The following is a 15,625-nucleotide window of genomic DNA, read 5'->3' on the forward strand; positions in this document are numbered from 1 at the left end:
CAATAGCATATGTTCAGGGGGGCAATGGGGTGACTATCCAAATAATAGCAAACACACAGCGATCGCGGCGACAAAGCCGACAACATCGGAGAACAGGCCAACCTTAAGCGCATAACGGCCATTCCGTACGCCTACAGCCCCAAAGTAAACGGTCAAAACATAAAGCGTAGTATCTGTGCTCCCCTGTATGGTGGAAGCAATCATACCAATTAAAGAATCCGGACCATGCACACGGATTAGATCCGTAGTGTAAGCAAGCGACCCAGTCCCCGTAAGCGGCCGCAAAAGACCAAGCGGCAATACTTCTGCCGGAACACCAAGCCCCCGCAGGGCTGGGGATATGAAGCCCATAAAAAAGTCCAGCGCACCGGAAGCGCGAAAAACGCTGATCGCAACCAGCATCCCCACAAGATGGGGAATAATCGCAATGGCCGTGCCAAACCCATCTTTCGCACCTTCAACAAAGGATTCGTAGACTGGCACTTTGCGCGTAAAAGCATAGAGCGGGATGAACGTGATCATGACCGGAATCGCCCATGCCGATATGAGACTGATAAACTGGTACAAATCACGTTCACCCTTTCAATGAGGAATTAGGGAGTGTTGTCTTCGCCAAAGGAGGAACCCCGGACTTTGCTGAAGGGGGCTTCGGCGGTTTGCGCAATAAAGTCAACCTTCGGAAAAACCGGTCTGCCGCAATCGCTGCAAGTGTAGCCACGGCCGTTGCTGCAAGTGTTGTACCTACTATGCCTGCGGGATCGGCTGAACCATAGTTTAACCGGATGGCAATCAGTGTGGCCGGGATAAGCGTAATGCTTGCTGTGTTAAGCGCTAGAAGAGTACACATGGCTGGTGTCGCGGTCTCTTTATCAGGGTTGAGCTTTTGCAGCTCCTGCATCGCCTTGATGCCCATTGGCGTTGCGGCATTGCCTAGTCCGAGCAGATTAGCACTCATATTGGAGAGAATATATCCTATGGCAGGATGCCCTTTCGGCACATCAGGGAATAAAAAAGCTACGACAGGGCCAAGCACCTTGGCAATCTTTTTAAGCAAACCTGCATCTTCTGCTATCTTCATAATCCCAAGCCAGAACACAAGCACACTGATTAAGCCAAAACTTACCGTTACCCCACTCTTGGCTCCGTCGAATACGGCGGCTGTAAACTCATCCATTCTGCCGTTAACGGCGGCGAACAGAAAACCGATGATGATCATTCCTAGCCAAATCCCGTTAATCATGGATACGCGCCTCCTTCTTCATTCATCAGCCCATTTTCTTATTTCGAACTCGCTCCCATTTCAAATAGAGCCTTCAGTGCACTGCCCAGCGCCTGGAACCAATTATTTGCCGGGTAAGCCTGTGCTAGTGTTGGACTGTACTTTTTCATATAAGCAGATTGCTCAGGAGGCAGGTTCTCAGGAGTATACACCGGCACGCGACCTATTTCTTTTCCGCCCAGCTCCAGCACAAGCGCTCCTTGCAATCCAAAATTCGCTCGTGTAGCTTCGGCTGAAGCACTTTCCTTCTGATTTAAAACAAGTTTCGTGATCACTCTATTTTGTTCACCTTGTCCAAGTGGATAAGCAAAGGTTTTGGAGGTTACAAAGTTATAGCCCGTCACGGCATCACCACGTTCGATCAGTGTTTTGAGCGGATAGTGATTAAACCCGAAGTTTAGCAGGGAAGCATGATCATTCCAGTCATCGCCGTCATTTATAGTAACTGCGACAAGCTGCTGGCCGTTTCTGGTGGCAGAGCTGACAAGGCAGCGCAGTGCTTTTTTTGTATAACCTGTCTTTACACCGTCCGCTCCCTCGTATAAATACAGCATCTTATTTTTGTTTCTCCATTTGTAATCCCATTTCTCATTTGGATTGTCTGCAGTTTTCTCCTGCGTCTTCACAATTTCTTTAAATACAGGATTATGAAGAGCATAAGCGGTCAGAACAGCCAAGTCGTTAGCACTAGAATAATGCCCTTCAGCGTCAAGACCATGGGGATTAGCAAAATGAGTATGGGTTAGCCCTAGCTCCTCAGCCTTAGCGTTCATAAGGTATACAAAACCTTCCTCAGAACCACCGATATGCTCAGCGATCGCCGTTGCTGCATCATTCCCTGAGCGCAGCATCAGGCCATACAGCATATTTTCCAGCGTCATCTCTTCTCCCTGCTGCAAGTAAATAGAAGAGCCTTCTTTCGCATAGGCATTTTTTCCTACTTTGACTTTAGAGGCTAAATCACCATTCTCAATGGCGACGAGGGCGGTCATAATTTTGGTCAAGCTGGCAATAAGCATAGGCTCATCCCCACGGCTGCTGTACAAAATACGCCCAGATTCCACATCAATCAGTGCCGCTGCTCTTGCATGTGTAGAGATAGAGCTGTTCTCGGCCTGAATTGAAGATAGCGGCGCCAGAAGCAGCAGCGAAAGGCACAATATTAAGGCGAATGGCCATTTACGGGTTATTGTCTTCATGTTCATCCTCCGGCTTCTTATCGGATCTTAAGTAAAAGTGTTTATGTTGTACAAGTGTATGCGGACCAGCCTTAGGGTATGTCCACTCCTTAGGATGTTCCACACAAAATATCCCCACAACGTGAGGCTTTGCTTCGATACATTCTCAGGTAATTTGGGGATCAAAATATACTTTCTGGCACGTCAAAAAAGGGACACCGCCTGTGTATGGCGATATCCCCGAGGCTATTTGTAGAATTATGTGTACCTAATGAGTTGAAGATTGAGATGTACTTGGATCGGTTTTAACAGGTGCTGCTGCCGGTGTGGCAGGTGTTGGCGGCGTTTGAGCTGCAGCATTGCCGGTTTGGAACATCGTTTGAATTTTGTCGATGAGCCCTGGTGTTGCATCGATGATTTTTTCGAATAGGTGCGTTTGATTGTCCAGAGGGACAATATTCACTCCATCCTTACCTACCACTAAAAAAGCGATCGGTCGAATGGAGACGCCTCCCCCGCTACCTCCACCAAATGGAAGCATTTTGACTCCACCTTGGGAGCTTGAACCACTTATAGAATCTTCTACTCGATAATCACTACCACCAGCAGCAAATCCAAAGGCAACTTTACTGATAGGCAGGATAATGCTGCCGTCAGGGGTTTGTACTGGATCACCGACAATGGTATTCACATCTACCATACCCTTGATATTTTCCATCGCTGTTTGCATTAGGCCTTGAATAGGATGGTCGCTCATATTGTTTCCTCCTTTAATTGAGTACGATTTCTCTTTCTTCTACAGCGTATATCATCCCCACATCCGCCCATTTGTATGTAACTTTCATTTTAAACTTTCCCGTGTGGCTCCTGACGCATCTGTTTCAGCAGATTTCTCCAATGGCCGATCCCGCCTTTTTCACGCAAGACACGCCGAGATAGTCGCATTAAGGCATACAAAGTATAGCCGACTGACATTTTCCCCTTACAGACAAACTCCATTGCAAAACAAAGCTCATCTTCAAAAACAGGCTTAACAAAAATTCGAGGATGCTGCTGCAATTTTACCCACTGCGAAATAAAACCAACAATACTCCACTTCAGGCCCCAAACCGCTCCCGATGCGGTCGCAGTGTCTGCTGCATCACCAAGAGAGAAATCGGTGGACCAATCGAGCTTTGATATTTTGACATGAGCTACAGTCTCTTTTAACCATTCCTTCAAGCCGCGTGTAGATTTCACAGCTTGGTTAACATTGGCGCGCCAGTGCATTACTCTTTCTTTATCAAATATCTCTTCTTTTACGGTATCTACACCTGTCGTCGCAGTCCCTGTCTCTTTAAACTTTCCCCACACACCCTGCTCCAATCCCTTAAAGACCAATTGGGGAAGTTCATAGTGAAGCTTTATCAAACCAAAAAGAGAGGTAACATCTAATTCGAGCAGGTCATTTTTTCCATGTTTATAACACCGTATGCGGAAATCGATAGATGAAGACAGGACCAGGATCAGTGCCAGTACAAGCAAAACAAGGGGAATTGCAAGCCATAACGTCACGTATTTACCTCCAAGAAACCTTAATAATGGGAACCTTTGGTTTAGTATGGCAATTTAAGCTGGAAAAAATTCGGGGTTTGCATAAAAAATATGAGCTTAAATAAAATAGGGACTGTCCCAAACCACATAAATGGTTTAAGGGCAGTCCCTTCAATACAATTATTAGCGTTCTCGTACGAACTAAGGCAGCTCGACATCCTCAAAAGTCATTTGAGTATCCAGCTTATTGAACAATAGCTGTGTCTCTTCTTCCAAATTATCCGTGGACTCAAAATTTGTCGGTTCCGGCAGATCCTTTAGACTGGCAAGACCAAAGCTCTCCAAGAAGGATTTAGTCGTCCCGTACAAAATTGGCCGGCCTACCGCTTCCGCACGACCAACCTCATGAATCAAATCCTTGTTATTCAGCGTATGAATTGCGCGTTCCGACTTCACACCCCGGATCTCTTCAATCTCCACCCGCGTAATCGGTTGGCGATAAGCCACGATTGCGAGAGTCTCTAAGGCAGCCTGAGACAAGGTTGATCTGGATGGTGAATAGGCCAGACGCTCAAAATAGTGGGCATGATCAGGCAATGTAGCCAGCCGATAATTCCCGGCAATTTGCACTACCTGTAAGCCCCGCTCCTGTGCTACATAATCTTCTTTTAGTTCCTCTAAGGCTCCGGCCGCAAGCTCTGGGCGCTGTTCCGTAATTTCAGCCACTTGGCGTACGGAGATTCCTTCATCCCCTGATAGAAACAGCAGGCCTTCAATAATCGATTTCAGCGTTTTGTAATCCATTGAAGTGTTCTCCTCCTCTCCACTCCATTACGATGTCATCAAACAATTTCTCTTGGTAGCAAAAAATCGCCTTCATTTTCATCAGTTCCAGAATCGCAAGAAAAGTAACTACGATTTCGTGCCGTGCCATTTCATCGTGAAGCAGTGCCGAGAAATGCAGCTTACCGCCTGTTCCTCTGCGCTGCAGCGCATCTGATACATCACGTATACGATCTTTTACCGATATTTCATCCCGGGTGATCCGCTGGTAAGAAGACCTTCTGGCAGCCTTACTTAGCGCTTTACGAAAAGCGGCTATTAAGTCTGAGGTATGTAGTCCTTTTAGCGTTTGATCAATCTCTTCTGGCACGAATGGACCCAAATCCTCAGGCTCCTTCGTAAAAATCAAGCTCCGCTCGCTCTCCATATCCATTAAATGTACAGCAATACTCTTGAACTTACGATACTCAATCAGTCGCTGAACAAGTTCAGCTCGTGGATCAAATTCATCCTCTTCGTAATATTCAAAATCATCGATCTCAATGACCGGTGGTTTGGGCAGCAATAGCTTGCTCTTTATAGATAAAAGGGTAGCGGCCATCACGAGAAATTCACTCGTAATATCCAATTCAAGCTCCTGCATGCTACGCAGGTATTCCATATACTGTTCGGTGATCTCGGCGACCGGAATGTCCTGGATGTCGATTTCCGCCTTATCAATTAAATGCAAGAGCAGATCCAGCGGACCTTCAAACGTCTCCAGCTTGTACAATACAGTCACGAAGCATCCTCCCGCCAAAAAAAGTAAAGTGCAGCGCCCGTCTGGACGCTACACAAGTAGAAAGGGCTCTTATAATCCATGCTTTCTTCTTATACTATAAATAAGCACGAATTCGACTGATTCGTCAATAGCTGACTTACTTAAACAGCTTGTTAAGATTCGCCATTTCAATCGCAGCAGTCGCAGCATCCCAGCCTTTATTGCCTGCTTTGGTTCCTGAACGCTCGATGGCCTGTTCAATATTTTCAGTAGTAACTACACCAAAAATGGTCGGCACGCCGGTCTTAAGATTGATAGCGGCTACTCCTTTGGCAACTTCATTACATACATAATCATAGTGTGTAGTGGAACCACGGATAACCGTTCCTAAGGTGATTACAGCGTCGTATTTGCCGCTTTCAGCCATTTTTTGCGCGATCAACGGAATTTCAAATACCCCTGGAACCCAAGCAACATCCACTTCATCATCACCAACACCATGGCGTTTAAAGGCATCAAGTGCACCTGACAGAAGCTTGCTGGTAATAAATTCATTAAAACGTCCTACAACAACTCCGTATTTTAACCCCTCAGAAACTAAGTGACCTTCTAAATATTTTGGCATATCCATCATCTACCCTTCGTTTTTTATAATGTATGGTTAAGCTTTCGAATCCTCATTTTGTTCAATATCGTCAAAAGACAGCATATGACCAAGCTTCGCTTGCTTCGTGTGGAGATAATTGGTGTTGTCCTTGTTCTCCGGCATTTGTATCGGCACGCGCTCAACGACTTCCAACCCATAACCCTCCAGCCCTTTGATCTTACGCGGGTTGTTCGTGAGCAGACGGATTTGGCGCACACCCAGATCCTTCAGAATCTGTGCTCCAATTCCATAGTCACGTAAATCTGCTGGAAAACCAAGCTTTAGATTCGCATCTACAGTGTCAAGACCTTCCTCTTGCAGCTTGTAAGCCCGAAGCTTATTGATAAGGCCAATGCCTCTGCCTTCTTGGCGCATATAGAGTAACACGCCCCTACCGGCAGTTTCGATCTGCCGCAGTGCAGCTTCAAATTGCGGGCCGCAATCACAGCGATGGGAGTGGAATACATCACCAGTCAAGCATTCGGAATGTACACGTACAAGCACTGGCTCATCGCCGGAAATATCGCCTTTTACCAAAGCTACATGCTCTTTATCATCCACTTCATTTGTATAAGCAATGGTCTGGAAATCTCCAAAATCGGTAGGAAGTCGTACAGACACTTCGCGTGTGACGAGTTGTTCTTTTTCGTTGCGATAATGAATAAGATCCTTGATACTGATCAGCTTAAGATCATGCTTGCGGGCTATTTCGATTAGATCAGGTAAGCGGGCCATTGAGCCATCTTCCTTGATAATCTCGCAAATGACACTGGCTGGATAAGCGCCACACATCCGCGCTAGATCAACAGCAGCCTCCGTATGTCCGGAGCGGCGCAGAACGCCACCTTTTTTCGCAATCAGCGGGAACATATGCCCCGGTCTGCGGAAATCAGCAGGTTTCGCTTTTGGATCGATCATGGCTTTAACGGTCAAAGATCTTTCCCCCGCAGAGATTCCAGTGGTTGTATCTTTATGGTCAACAGATACGGTAAAAGCCGTACCGTGATTATCGGTATTGTGGGTTACCATAGCTTGCAGTTCAAGTTCTGCCGCACGCTCTTGGGTAATAGGCATACAAACCAATCCACGTCCCTCAGTAATCATAAAATTGATGACCTCTGGTGTCGCACGTTCAGCAAGGGCTATAAAATCCCCTTCATTCTCACGATCTTCATCATCCACTACAATGATGACTTTACCGCGCATTAAGTCATATATTGCTTCTTCAATCGGATCCAAGACACTTTCCTTTTTCGATTGCTCGCTCATGATCCTATCCTCCTAAAAGCTTTACGAAAGATTATTCCCTTCTTCGTAAGCAAACTCTTTATTTAAACAAACCCGTTCGCCGCCAAAAAATCATGACTAATCCTGGAGCGGCTCTCGCCTTCTTCATCTTGGGCGGCTGAGCCATAATGCAATAAATGATCTACATATTTGCCAAGTACATCACACTCGATATTTACACTATCCCCGGCCCGTTTGTGCGTCAGAACTGTTTCCCCTAACGTATGCGGAATAATGGACACTGCAAGCGATGTGGCTGTAGTCTTCACTACAGTTAAACTAATGCCGTCGATCGTGATCGATCCCTTGGGGATAATATATTTAAATAGTGATTTACGATCCGGTGCAATCTCGAATACAACAGCATTCTGATCACGTTTTACACTCTTAATAATGGCAGTGCCATCAACATGTCCTTGGACAATATGCCCTCCAAAACGCCCGCCGGCTGCCATCGCTCGTTCCAGATTCATCCGGCTGCCGGGCTTCAGCTCCTTCAGATTGCTATTCCGGTAGGTCTGCGGCATTACATCCACTGTAAAGGAATGATCGCCCAAAGTTGTCGCCGTGAGACAAACCCCATTGACGGACACACTGTCACCGATTTTTAGATCATCCATGATGACCGAAGCGGCAATATTCAGCACCATCATTTCCCCACCGGCGGAGACACTGCGCAAAACACCAACCTCTTCAATTAATCCGGTGAACATGATATCCCTCCTAAAAAGCATTACTTCCTCAAATTCACTTCTTGCATAGCTTTTGTTAGCGTACCGGAGTACCGCTGATACATACATTATCTCCTAGCACTTTTACTTCCAATCCTTCAAGTGAGATCGCATCCTTCATCAGCTCTACACCCGGAAATACGAAAGTCCCTTTCGCTTCTGTGCCACCGCCAACAATTTTTGGAGCGAAGAAGAGAATCACACGATCCACTAGCCCGCTCTCCAGCATCGCACCATTCAGCGTCCCCCCGCCTTCCAGTAAAATAGAGCCTATCTCCATTTCGCCAAGGGATATCATGGCCGCCTTCAAATCCACTCTTGGACCTGCTCCGCACACAACGATTTGAACGCCTGCTTCCAGCAGTGCAGCCTTTTTAGCAGGATCTGCAGCATCGGTTGTTACAATAAGTGTAGGCGCTTGACCATCACATACAACTGCCGAATCCAGAGGAATACGTAGCCCGGAATCAATGATGATCCGCGTCGGGTTAATGCCAGGCACTTCTGTTCTTGTTGTCAGAGAGGGATTATCAGCAATCACTGTATTCACACCGACCATGATGCCCTGATGCCGATGCCGCAGCGTATGTACGATCTCCCGCGCTTCCCCATTCGAAATCCATTTACTGTCACCAGATTTGGTAGCTAGATTGCCATCAAGTGTACTTGCACTCTTCAGCGTAACAAAAGGTTGTTTTGTCAAAATATATTTGATAAAACGCTCATTCAATCGAAGCGCGCGATCACGCAACAAACCGACTTCGACCTCAATCCCTTGGTCACGCAGCATTTGGATTCCTCTTCCTGCCACCTGGGGGTTGGGGTCTTCACAAGCAACTACAACCCTAGCTACCCCTTCATCGATCAGCCTTTGGCTGCAAGGTGGAGTTTTTCCATAATGGCTGCACGGTTCTAGTGTGACATATGCCGTACTGCCCTGTGCCTGCCCAGCTGCCATATTCAAGGCGTGCACCTCGGCATGCCCCGTACCTCGCTGTAAATGAGTTCCGAGTCCAATCATTGCTCCATTCTTCACCACAACGCAGCCAACAACAGGGTTAATTCCCGTCTGTCCTTGGGCACGTTCGGCCATGTCCAGTGCTAGCGACATATAAAACTCATCATTCATGTTGTCCATCTCTTCCTCCTATCCACTGCTGTCAATTCTTAAGCTAAAAAAAACAGAAAAACCCATCTCATTCTCCAGGAGGAGTTCAAGATGGGTTATGCGAGAGTTCATCGGCAGTCCAAATAAAAGTGTGCTTAAATAGCCGTCAATTGACGGGTATTGTGAAATATCGCACATGATTATATGAAAACACTGCGGTCCGCCAGTCCATTGCAGACAAGCGGTTAACCTCTCCTTCTTCCATCCAGACTATACTGTCGGTCCCGGAATTTCACCAGGTCCACCGTTCGCGTCAACAACGCGAGCCGGGTAGCGGACTGAGCACTGTAGATAAACTGAATAAGTTATTTCTACAACAGCATCACCGCCGGTAGGGAATTACACCCTGCCCTGAAGGATTGATTGATCCTTTATTTAATTGAGATTCAAGTTTTCCTTACTAACAAAATTATCACTTACACCAGTGAAATGCAAGTGCGTTTATTATATTTACTTAAAATTTGTAACTAGATTATAGATTGTACTGAGTTTATAAAAGGAAACCAAGAAGCGCCAGGACAAGGACTCCTGGCGCTTCTTGGTTATATTTCAGGATTACAAACCACGTTCTTGTTGTTTCAAAAGATCACGAATTTCCGTAAGCAGCACGATATCCTCTGCAGGTGCTGGAGTCTCTACCACTTCAACTTTAACGGCTTCTTTGCGCTGAAATTTATTGGCGAGCTTAATCACCAGAAAGATAGAGAAGGAAATAATAAAGAAATCAACAACCGATTGTAAAAATAGTCCGTAAGGTATTTTCAGGTCCGTAGTGACTTCAAGCACCCGGTCCTTTAAATCTATACCACCCGTAAGCAAACCTGCAATTGGCATAATAATGTCATTTACTAATGAAGTTACAATCTTTCCGAATGCAGCTCCAATAATGACCGCAACCGCTAAATCAAGAACATTTCCTTTTAAGGCAAAAGCTTTAAATTCTTTCCACATATACCAAATAACCCCCAACATATATAATTTGAAATTATTATAGCATAGTAGCTTCCTATTTCTTAAGACTTGTTAAGAAACTATTAAGTTTCCCTTTACTTTTATCTGCCACCGCTGTTAAGAAGTTTCCTGTTAAATAAAGTTTAAGAATTATTTCTTACATGATAGAGCCATGGCTGAAAATGTATTATCTACAAATCAACACATGGATTGAGGTACAGCGATCAGAGCAAACTAAAAGGAAAAACCAAACTGGCATAATGCTGTGGGGGATTTGGTCTTTTATTCCACTAATTTATTAGCTGCTATACAGTACCTTTGCCTTCACTGGTCTTCAAATGAGGCTTCCAAACAAGAAAATGTTGTATACTTCTTATAGCAAGAATTGCGCTTTACAAGCAAGAAAGGACGCTGAGAAATGCACAACGCAACGCTGCTATTGGTGGACGACGAAGCCGAGATTATTAAACTAATGCAGATCTATCTGGAGAACGAGGGTTACCGGCTGTTAACTGCCAAAGACGGGCTGGAAGCACTCGAAATTATCAATAAAGAGATTATAGACCTCATGGTTCTTGATATCATGATGCCTAATATGGACGGCATTGAGGCTTGTATTAAAATTCGTGAAACGCAAAAATTTCCGATCATCATGTTATCTGCTAAAGGGCAGGAACTTGATAAAATCACCGGACTAAGCGTAGGTGCAGATGATTATGTTACGAAACCTTTTAGTCCGCTGGAGTTAGTTGCCCGTGTTAAATCCCAGCTGCGCAGAACTCGAAATTACATGGCAGATCTAAACGCCGCCAAACAGGATGAAATCATCATTGATGGTCTGGTTATTAATTCGGTTACGCATGAAGTAAGTGTGGATGATCAGCCCGTTAAGCTTACCCCGCGAGAATTTGCGATTCTAGAGCTGCTCGCCCGTAATAAGGGACAAGTCCTAAGCATGGAGCAGATCTACGCCAAAGTATGGAAAGAACAATTCCTGGAAAGCAACAATACACTTATGGTGCATATTCGTAAAATCAGAGAAAAAATAGAAGAAAATCCGCGTAAACCACAATACTTAAAAACGGTATGGGGCGTTGGCTACAAACTGGAAAAAGGAGGTCCTTCTAGTTGAACTTTAAACGATTCGATACCCTATCCTGGAAAATAGTTGGCTTCAGCTTAACGAGCCTAGCACTCACCGCTTTAATCTTAATGGGCGGCTATTATGGCACTTCACTATTGCTGTGGTTAAATCCTTCACGCTCCTTTTGGGGAGTCAGACTCATTCTCTGGGTGATCAATACCATTGGATCAACGCCAGTTGTGATTCTTATAGGGATTCCTTTATTTATTTTTTTCATCCTAAAGCTGTCCAGAAATACAACTAAGAATCTTCATAACATTACGAGCGGAGTTCAGGCCATTGCGGATGGCAATTTATCTTTCACGGTGCCGGTAACAGGTACGGATGAACTCGGAAAGCTCGCTGAAAATATGAACACTATGGCTGGCAAGCTAAAATCTGCTATAGAGGAAGAACGAGCCGCTGCAAAAGCCAAAAACGACCTAATCACAGGTGTGTCCCATGACCTCCGAACCCCACTAACCTCTGTTCTCGGATTCCTTGAATATGTGGAGAAGGATCGTTATAAAAACGAGGTTGAGCTGCGTTATTATGTGAATATTGCCTATGAGAAATCTTTGACTCTTAAAAAGCTAATCGACGATTTATTTGAATACACTCGCGTCAGCAGCAGCGGATTACCGCTAAATATTGAGCCTGTAGATCTCGGCAAGCTGCTCGAACAGCTGATTGAAGAATTTGCACCCGTACTGGAACAAGCAGATATGACCTACCGCATTCATACGGATACAGCTCCTCTGATTATCAACGGAGATGCGGACGAGCTGGTGCGATTGTATGAGAACCTATTTACCAATGCCGTAAGATACGGAAAGGAAGGAAAAATTCTAGACATTTCTGTTGTTAGAAAAGACGATAGAATAGTTGCTCTATGTACGAATTACGGTACTCCTATCCCTGCATCCGACCTCCCCCACTTATTTAAACGCTTTTATCGTGTCGATAAATCCCGCTCCCGAGAGACAGGCGGAAGTGGCTTAGGGCTCGCCATAGCCAAGAGTATTGCAGAGCTTCACGGCGGAACCATTACAGCCAAAAGCACACGCAAACAAACTGAATTTGAAACCTCTTTCCCTGTGAGCGAATGATGCTTGCGGGGATTTTTTGTACAATCTCAACCATTAAGAAAATGATAAGAATTCATAACATAAAGCCTTAAGATCTCTGACTTATAGTGATTTCATACTAAATCTGCTATAAGTGAGGATTGTTGTTATGCTATTTAATTCGTATCCCTTTATGTTTGGTTTTCTGCCTATCGTGCTGGCCGGATATTTTATTCTGAATCGTCTTCGTCTCACACTCTGTGCTAAGGTATGGCTTACCCTCGCCTCTTTAGTTTTTTACGGGTATTGGAACATAAAATATGTCCCTCTAATCTTGATATCCATCTTATTTAACTATGTTATGAGCCATTTCATTCATACCACAACAGCTAAGCGTCGCCGGCCGCTGCTAATCTTTAGCTTAAGCACAAATATTCTATTACTAGGCTATTACAAATACACGGATTTTTTTATAGAAAATTGGAATGAGGTGACCGCAAGCAACCTTTCTTTGCACCATCTTATATTGCCTTTAGGCATAAGTTTCTTTACCTTTACACAAATCGCCTACCTCGTTGATGTTTACCGGAACCAAGCGCGTGAGTACAATCTTTTGAATTACACGCTATTTGTGACTTTTTTCCCGCATCTGATCTCCGGTCCTATCCTTCATCACAAGGATATGATGCCCCAATTCGATAAACTGCGAAATAAGGTTTGGAATTGGAACAACATACGGAAGGGGACCCTCTTCTTCAGCATCGGATTAGGAAAAAAAGTCATCCTAGCGGATACCCTAGCTGGTTATGCTGATAACGGTTTTGCAGCGGCAACATATTTTGTAGATTCATGGGTGGCTATCCTTTCCTATACCTTACAAATCTACTATGATTTCAGCGGCTATACCGATATGGCGATTGGAATAGCACTGCTGTTCAACATCCATCTGCCGCAAAATTTCAATGAATCCTACCGAGCCGTAAGCATCCGCGATTTCTGGAGACGCTGGCATATTACGCTCAGCCATTTTCTTAGAGATTATATCTACATTCCACTTGGCGGCAACCGGAAAAGCTTCTGGATTTCGATCCGAAATGTCATTATTACTTTTCTGCTCGGTGGTTTCTGGCACGGTGCGGGTTGGCTATTCATCCTGTGGGGGCTCTTGCATGGAGTAGGACAAGCTGTAGAGAAATGTTGGGGACGCTGGGGGTTCTCCCTTCCCAAATGGTTATCATGGTTGCTGACTTTCATATTTGTGAACATCACATGGGTATTTTTCCGTGCAGAACATATATCGCAGGCATTTCGTTTGTTGAAAGGGATGAGTGGGCTTAACGGGGTATCTTTGCAATCTATTGAATCGCTTAAATGGGCAATCATCCTGATTCTCATCTTAATGACGATCATTCTCTGGAATCCTCTTCATCTGTTGAACAAACGTAATTTTCAGTATAGCTGGAAAACAGCATTTGTGATGGCATTTATCATTATGTTCTCGCTGTTATTCTTCAACCGAATTACAACCTTTTTATACTTTAACTTCTAGAACTGTAAGGAGGAATGATGATGCTTGCATCACGGCTTCAGAATAATAACAACCCACGTAAATCCCCCGGGATTCATACTAAATCGAAACGTTTCATAGGTTATTTCCTGCTTTGTTTTAGCTTGTTAGCGCTTCTAACGGCGCTGATTACTGCTTTTATCGACCCATTACAATTCTATCACCGTCCATCGTGGTATACCCCACTCTTGTCAGAAGAAGAACGTTATCAGAATCCAGGTTTAGCTAAAAATTACGACTACGACAATATTATCATCGGCACGTCTATGACAGAGAACTTTCTTCCCTCTCAAGTAGATGCCAGCTTAGGTGGGACAACCTTAAAGTTATCTATGGAAGGATCCACGGTCGATGAGCATTATAAAATTGCCAAACTTGCCTTGGAGACAGGCAAAGTAAAACAAGTGCTCTGGGGTTTGGATTATTTCTCTTTGAAACTCGCCACAGCCGAAGATGAGGAAGATTTCCCTGACTATCTGTATGACGGCAAACTATGGACCGACTACAAATACTGGTTCAATTCATCTGTATTTAAACAATTAATAAGCAGCATCAAAAACAACCTGAGTGGTGAAGCTAAACAGAATTTGGAATATTTATACAACTGGGATAACAAAGTAGTGTTTGGCAAGCAATACGTTGCAGAATCTTACCTAATGGCTTGTGACAAGGAGCTGGATTACGGTACTAACGAGGAAAGCATTGAGCAAGTAAAGGGCTATTTTAATACGTATATCCGTCCTCTGCTGGAGGAATATCCCGATGTCCAGTTTTATTTCTACTACCCACCCTACAGCGTTATGCGTCAGGTCGCTTGGTTCGCCAGTAATCCCGTTCGCTTTAACAATCAGCTTGTCATGCGGCAATGGATATTCGAGCAATTTGAACAGTTTCCAAATGTGAAGCTATACGATTTCCAAGCCGAAGCGGATTGGACATTCAATCTAGACCTCTATAAGGATTTAAGCCATCATAATGGTGAGGTTAACACGTGGATAGCAGAAGCTATCGGACAGGACAATTCCAAATATCGGGTAACTTCCAGCAACACAAAGGCGCTTAATAGCTCGCTGGAATCACAGGCGGAAAGCGCCGTTATGGATAATAGCGGAAAAGTTTATCGCAGCAGTGTACAAGTAAATGGATTACCACTAGCACTTAACATCCGTTTAGTGCAAGGAAATAAAGAATTATGGCTGCCCGCCAAAGATATCGGGACAGCCCTGGGTGCATCCATAACGTGGGATGCGGCCACTAAAACTGTATCGCTTACTTCCGCCGAGAACACCGTTACTATGACAGTGGGCAGTGTCAAAACACTCGTGAACGGGAAAGCTCTCACCATTGATGCTGCGCCGCTACTGGCAGGAGGAAAAGTTTTAGTCCCGCTAGCCTTTGTTGCGGAACAGCTCGGCTGGAATGTCTCAAGTGAAAAGGAAGGCGAATGGCTGCGGTATAACCTAAGCACCTCAGATAACGCCGGTACACTTAAGCATCAGCCATAAAATTTTCAAAAAAAAGCATAAAAGCACCCGGCATTTATCATGCTGGG

Annotated in this window: 16 protein-coding genes and 1 riboswitch; of the genes, 4 read left to right on the top strand and 12 right to left on the bottom strand. The window is 44.8% G+C overall.

Annotated elements, in window-relative coordinates:
- Positions 1–33 precede the first annotated feature (33 nt).
- From MHH46_RS21545 to mscL, 12 genes are all read right to left on the bottom strand, one after another.
- Entirely contained in the window at positions 34–567 is a 534-nt protein-coding gene (locus MHH46_RS21545) for a spore maturation protein (protein ID WP_036676158.1), read from the bottom strand.
- A 7-nt stretch (positions 568–574) separates the two neighbouring features.
- Positions 575–1,240: a nucleoside recognition domain-containing protein gene (locus MHH46_RS21550; RefSeq protein WP_076127464.1), complete on the bottom strand. Its 666-nt coding sequence runs from the start codon at positions 1,238–1,240 to the stop codon at positions 575–577.
- Between the two features lie 38 nt (positions 1,241–1,278).
- Entirely contained in the window at positions 1,279–2,484 is a 1,206-nt protein-coding gene (locus MHH46_RS21555; RefSeq protein ID WP_076192224.1) for a D-alanyl-D-alanine carboxypeptidase family protein, read from the bottom strand.
- A 241-nt stretch (positions 2,485–2,725) separates the two neighbouring features.
- The gene (ytfJ, locus tag MHH46_RS21560) at positions 2,726–3,214 is read right to left on the bottom strand and encodes a GerW family sporulation protein (protein WP_076127461.1); all 489 of its coding nucleotides are present in this window, start codon (positions 3,212–3,214) and stop codon (positions 2,726–2,728) included.
- A gap of 89 nt (positions 3,215–3,303) precedes the next feature.
- Complete coding sequence (locus MHH46_RS21565; protein ID WP_076127459.1) at positions 3,304–4,011, bottom strand: DUF2953 domain-containing protein; 708 nt, start codon at positions 4,009–4,011, stop codon at positions 3,304–3,306.
- Positions 4,012–4,191: 180 nt separating this feature from the next.
- Positions 4,192–4,794 carry an SMC-Scp complex subunit ScpB gene (scpB, locus tag MHH46_RS21570; RefSeq protein ID WP_036676149.1) on the bottom strand — a complete coding sequence of 201 codons (603 nt, stop codon included), beginning with the start codon at positions 4,792–4,794 and terminating at the stop codon, positions 4,192–4,194.
- Complete coding sequence (locus MHH46_RS21575) at positions 4,763–5,554, bottom strand: ScpA family protein (RefSeq protein WP_036676147.1); 792 nt, start codon at positions 5,552–5,554, stop codon at positions 4,763–4,765. The genes scpB and MHH46_RS21575 overlap by 32 nt, the downstream gene beginning before the upstream one ends.
- Before the next feature lie 136 nt (positions 5,555–5,690).
- Positions 5,691–6,158, bottom strand: a complete 468-nt coding sequence (gene ribE, locus MHH46_RS21580; protein ID WP_036676377.1) for a 6,7-dimethyl-8-ribityllumazine synthase — start codon at positions 6,156–6,158, stop codon at positions 5,691–5,693.
- Positions 6,159–6,194: 36 nt separating this feature from the next.
- Positions 6,195–7,448, bottom strand: coding sequence for a bifunctional 3,4-dihydroxy-2-butanone-4-phosphate synthase/GTP cyclohydrolase II (locus MHH46_RS21585; protein WP_076127453.1), 1,254 nt, complete (start codon positions 7,446–7,448; stop codon positions 6,195–6,197).
- A gap of 62 nt (positions 7,449–7,510) precedes the next feature.
- Positions 7,511–8,179: a riboflavin synthase gene (gene ribE, locus MHH46_RS21590; RefSeq protein ID WP_076192226.1), complete on the bottom strand. Its 669-nt coding sequence runs from the start codon at positions 8,177–8,179 to the stop codon at positions 7,511–7,513.
- Positions 8,180–8,234: 55 nt separating this feature from the next.
- The gene (gene ribD / locus MHH46_RS21595; RefSeq protein ID WP_076127449.1) at positions 8,235–9,335 is read right to left on the bottom strand and encodes a bifunctional diaminohydroxyphosphoribosylaminopyrimidine deaminase/5-amino-6-(5-phosphoribosylamino)uracil reductase RibD; all 1,101 of its coding nucleotides are present in this window, start codon (positions 9,333–9,335) and stop codon (positions 8,235–8,237) included.
- A gap of 219 nt (positions 9,336–9,554) precedes the next feature.
- Positions 9,555–9,728, bottom strand: a riboswitch (FMN riboswitch).
- Positions 9,729–9,920: 192 nt separating this feature from the next.
- Positions 9,921–10,316 carry a large-conductance mechanosensitive channel protein MscL gene (gene mscL / locus MHH46_RS21600; protein ID WP_076127447.1) on the bottom strand — a complete coding sequence of 132 codons (396 nt, stop codon included), beginning with the start codon at positions 10,314–10,316 and terminating at the stop codon, positions 9,921–9,923.
- 418 nt (positions 10,317–10,734) lie between these two features.
- On the opposite strand from mscL, the gene MHH46_RS21605 reads away from it, so the two are divergent.
- The 4 genes from MHH46_RS21605 to MHH46_RS21620 all read left to right on the top strand — a co-directional run bounded on the left by MHH46_RS21605 (position 10,735) and on the right by MHH46_RS21620 (position 15,578).
- The gene (locus MHH46_RS21605) at positions 10,735–11,448 is read left to right on the top strand and encodes a response regulator transcription factor (protein ID WP_076192229.1); all 714 of its coding nucleotides are present in this window, start codon (positions 10,735–10,737) and stop codon (positions 11,446–11,448) included.
- Positions 11,445–12,548 carry a cell wall metabolism sensor histidine kinase WalK gene (locus tag MHH46_RS21610; RefSeq protein ID WP_076192231.1) on the top strand — a complete coding sequence of 368 codons (1,104 nt, stop codon included), beginning with the start codon at positions 11,445–11,447 and terminating at the stop codon, positions 12,546–12,548. Before MHH46_RS21605 ends, MHH46_RS21610 begins: the two co-directional genes overlap by 4 nt.
- Before the next feature lie 127 nt (positions 12,549–12,675).
- Positions 12,676–14,055, top strand: a complete 1,380-nt coding sequence (locus tag MHH46_RS21615; protein ID WP_076192234.1) for an MBOAT family protein — start codon at positions 12,676–12,678, stop codon at positions 14,053–14,055.
- 20 nt (positions 14,056–14,075) lie between these two features.
- On the top strand, positions 14,076–15,578 hold the full coding sequence (locus tag MHH46_RS21620) for a stalk domain-containing protein (RefSeq protein WP_076192237.1): 1,503 nt from the start codon (positions 14,076–14,078) through the stop codon (positions 15,576–15,578).
- The last annotated feature ends 47 nt before the right edge of the window (positions 15,579–15,625 follow it).

Source organism: Paenibacillus sp. FSL H8-0175, assembly GCF_045040615.1.
Taxonomy (GTDB): domain Bacteria; phylum Bacillota; class Bacilli; order Paenibacillales; family Paenibacillaceae; genus Paenibacillus_AQ; species Paenibacillus_AQ odorifer.

Coding starts and splice junctions, on each gene's coding strand:
- MHH46_RS21550 (WP_076127464.1), bottom strand. CDS start 1,240: ATGATTAACGGGATTTGGCTAGGAATGATCATCATCGGTTTTCTGTTC.
- MHH46_RS21555 (WP_076192224.1), bottom strand. CDS start 2,484: ATGAACATGAAGACAATAACCCGTAAATGGCCATTCGCCTTAATATTG.
- ytfJ (WP_076127461.1), bottom strand. CDS start 3,214: ATGAGCGACCATCCTATTCAAGGCCTAATGCAAACAGCGATGGAAAAT.
- scpB (WP_036676149.1), bottom strand. CDS start 4,794: ATGGATTACAAAACGCTGAAATCGATTATTGAAGGCCTGCTGTTTCTA.
- ribE (WP_036676377.1), bottom strand. CDS start 6,158: ATGCCAAAATATTTAGAAGGTCACTTAGTTTCTGAGGGGTTAAAATAC.
- MHH46_RS21585 (WP_076127453.1), bottom strand. CDS start 7,448: ATGAGCGAGCAATCGAAAAAGGAAAGTGTCTTGGATCCGATTGAAGAA.
- ribE (WP_076192226.1), bottom strand. CDS start 8,179: ATGTTCACCGGATTAATTGAAGAGGTTGGTGTTTTGCGCAGTGTCTCC.
- ribD (WP_076127449.1), bottom strand. CDS start 9,335: ATGGACAACATGAATGATGAGTTTTATATGTCGCTAGCACTGGACATG.
- mscL (WP_076127447.1), bottom strand. CDS start 10,316: ATGTGGAAAGAATTTAAAGCTTTTGCCTTAAAAGGAAATGTTCTTGAT.
- MHH46_RS21605 (WP_076192229.1), top strand. CDS start 10,735: ATGCACAACGCAACGCTGCTATTGGTGGACGACGAAGCCGAGATTATT.
- MHH46_RS21615 (WP_076192234.1), top strand. CDS start 12,676: ATGCTATTTAATTCGTATCCCTTTATGTTTGGTTTTCTGCCTATCGTG.
- MHH46_RS21620 (WP_076192237.1), top strand. CDS start 14,076: ATGCTTGCATCACGGCTTCAGAATAATAACAACCCACGTAAATCCCCC.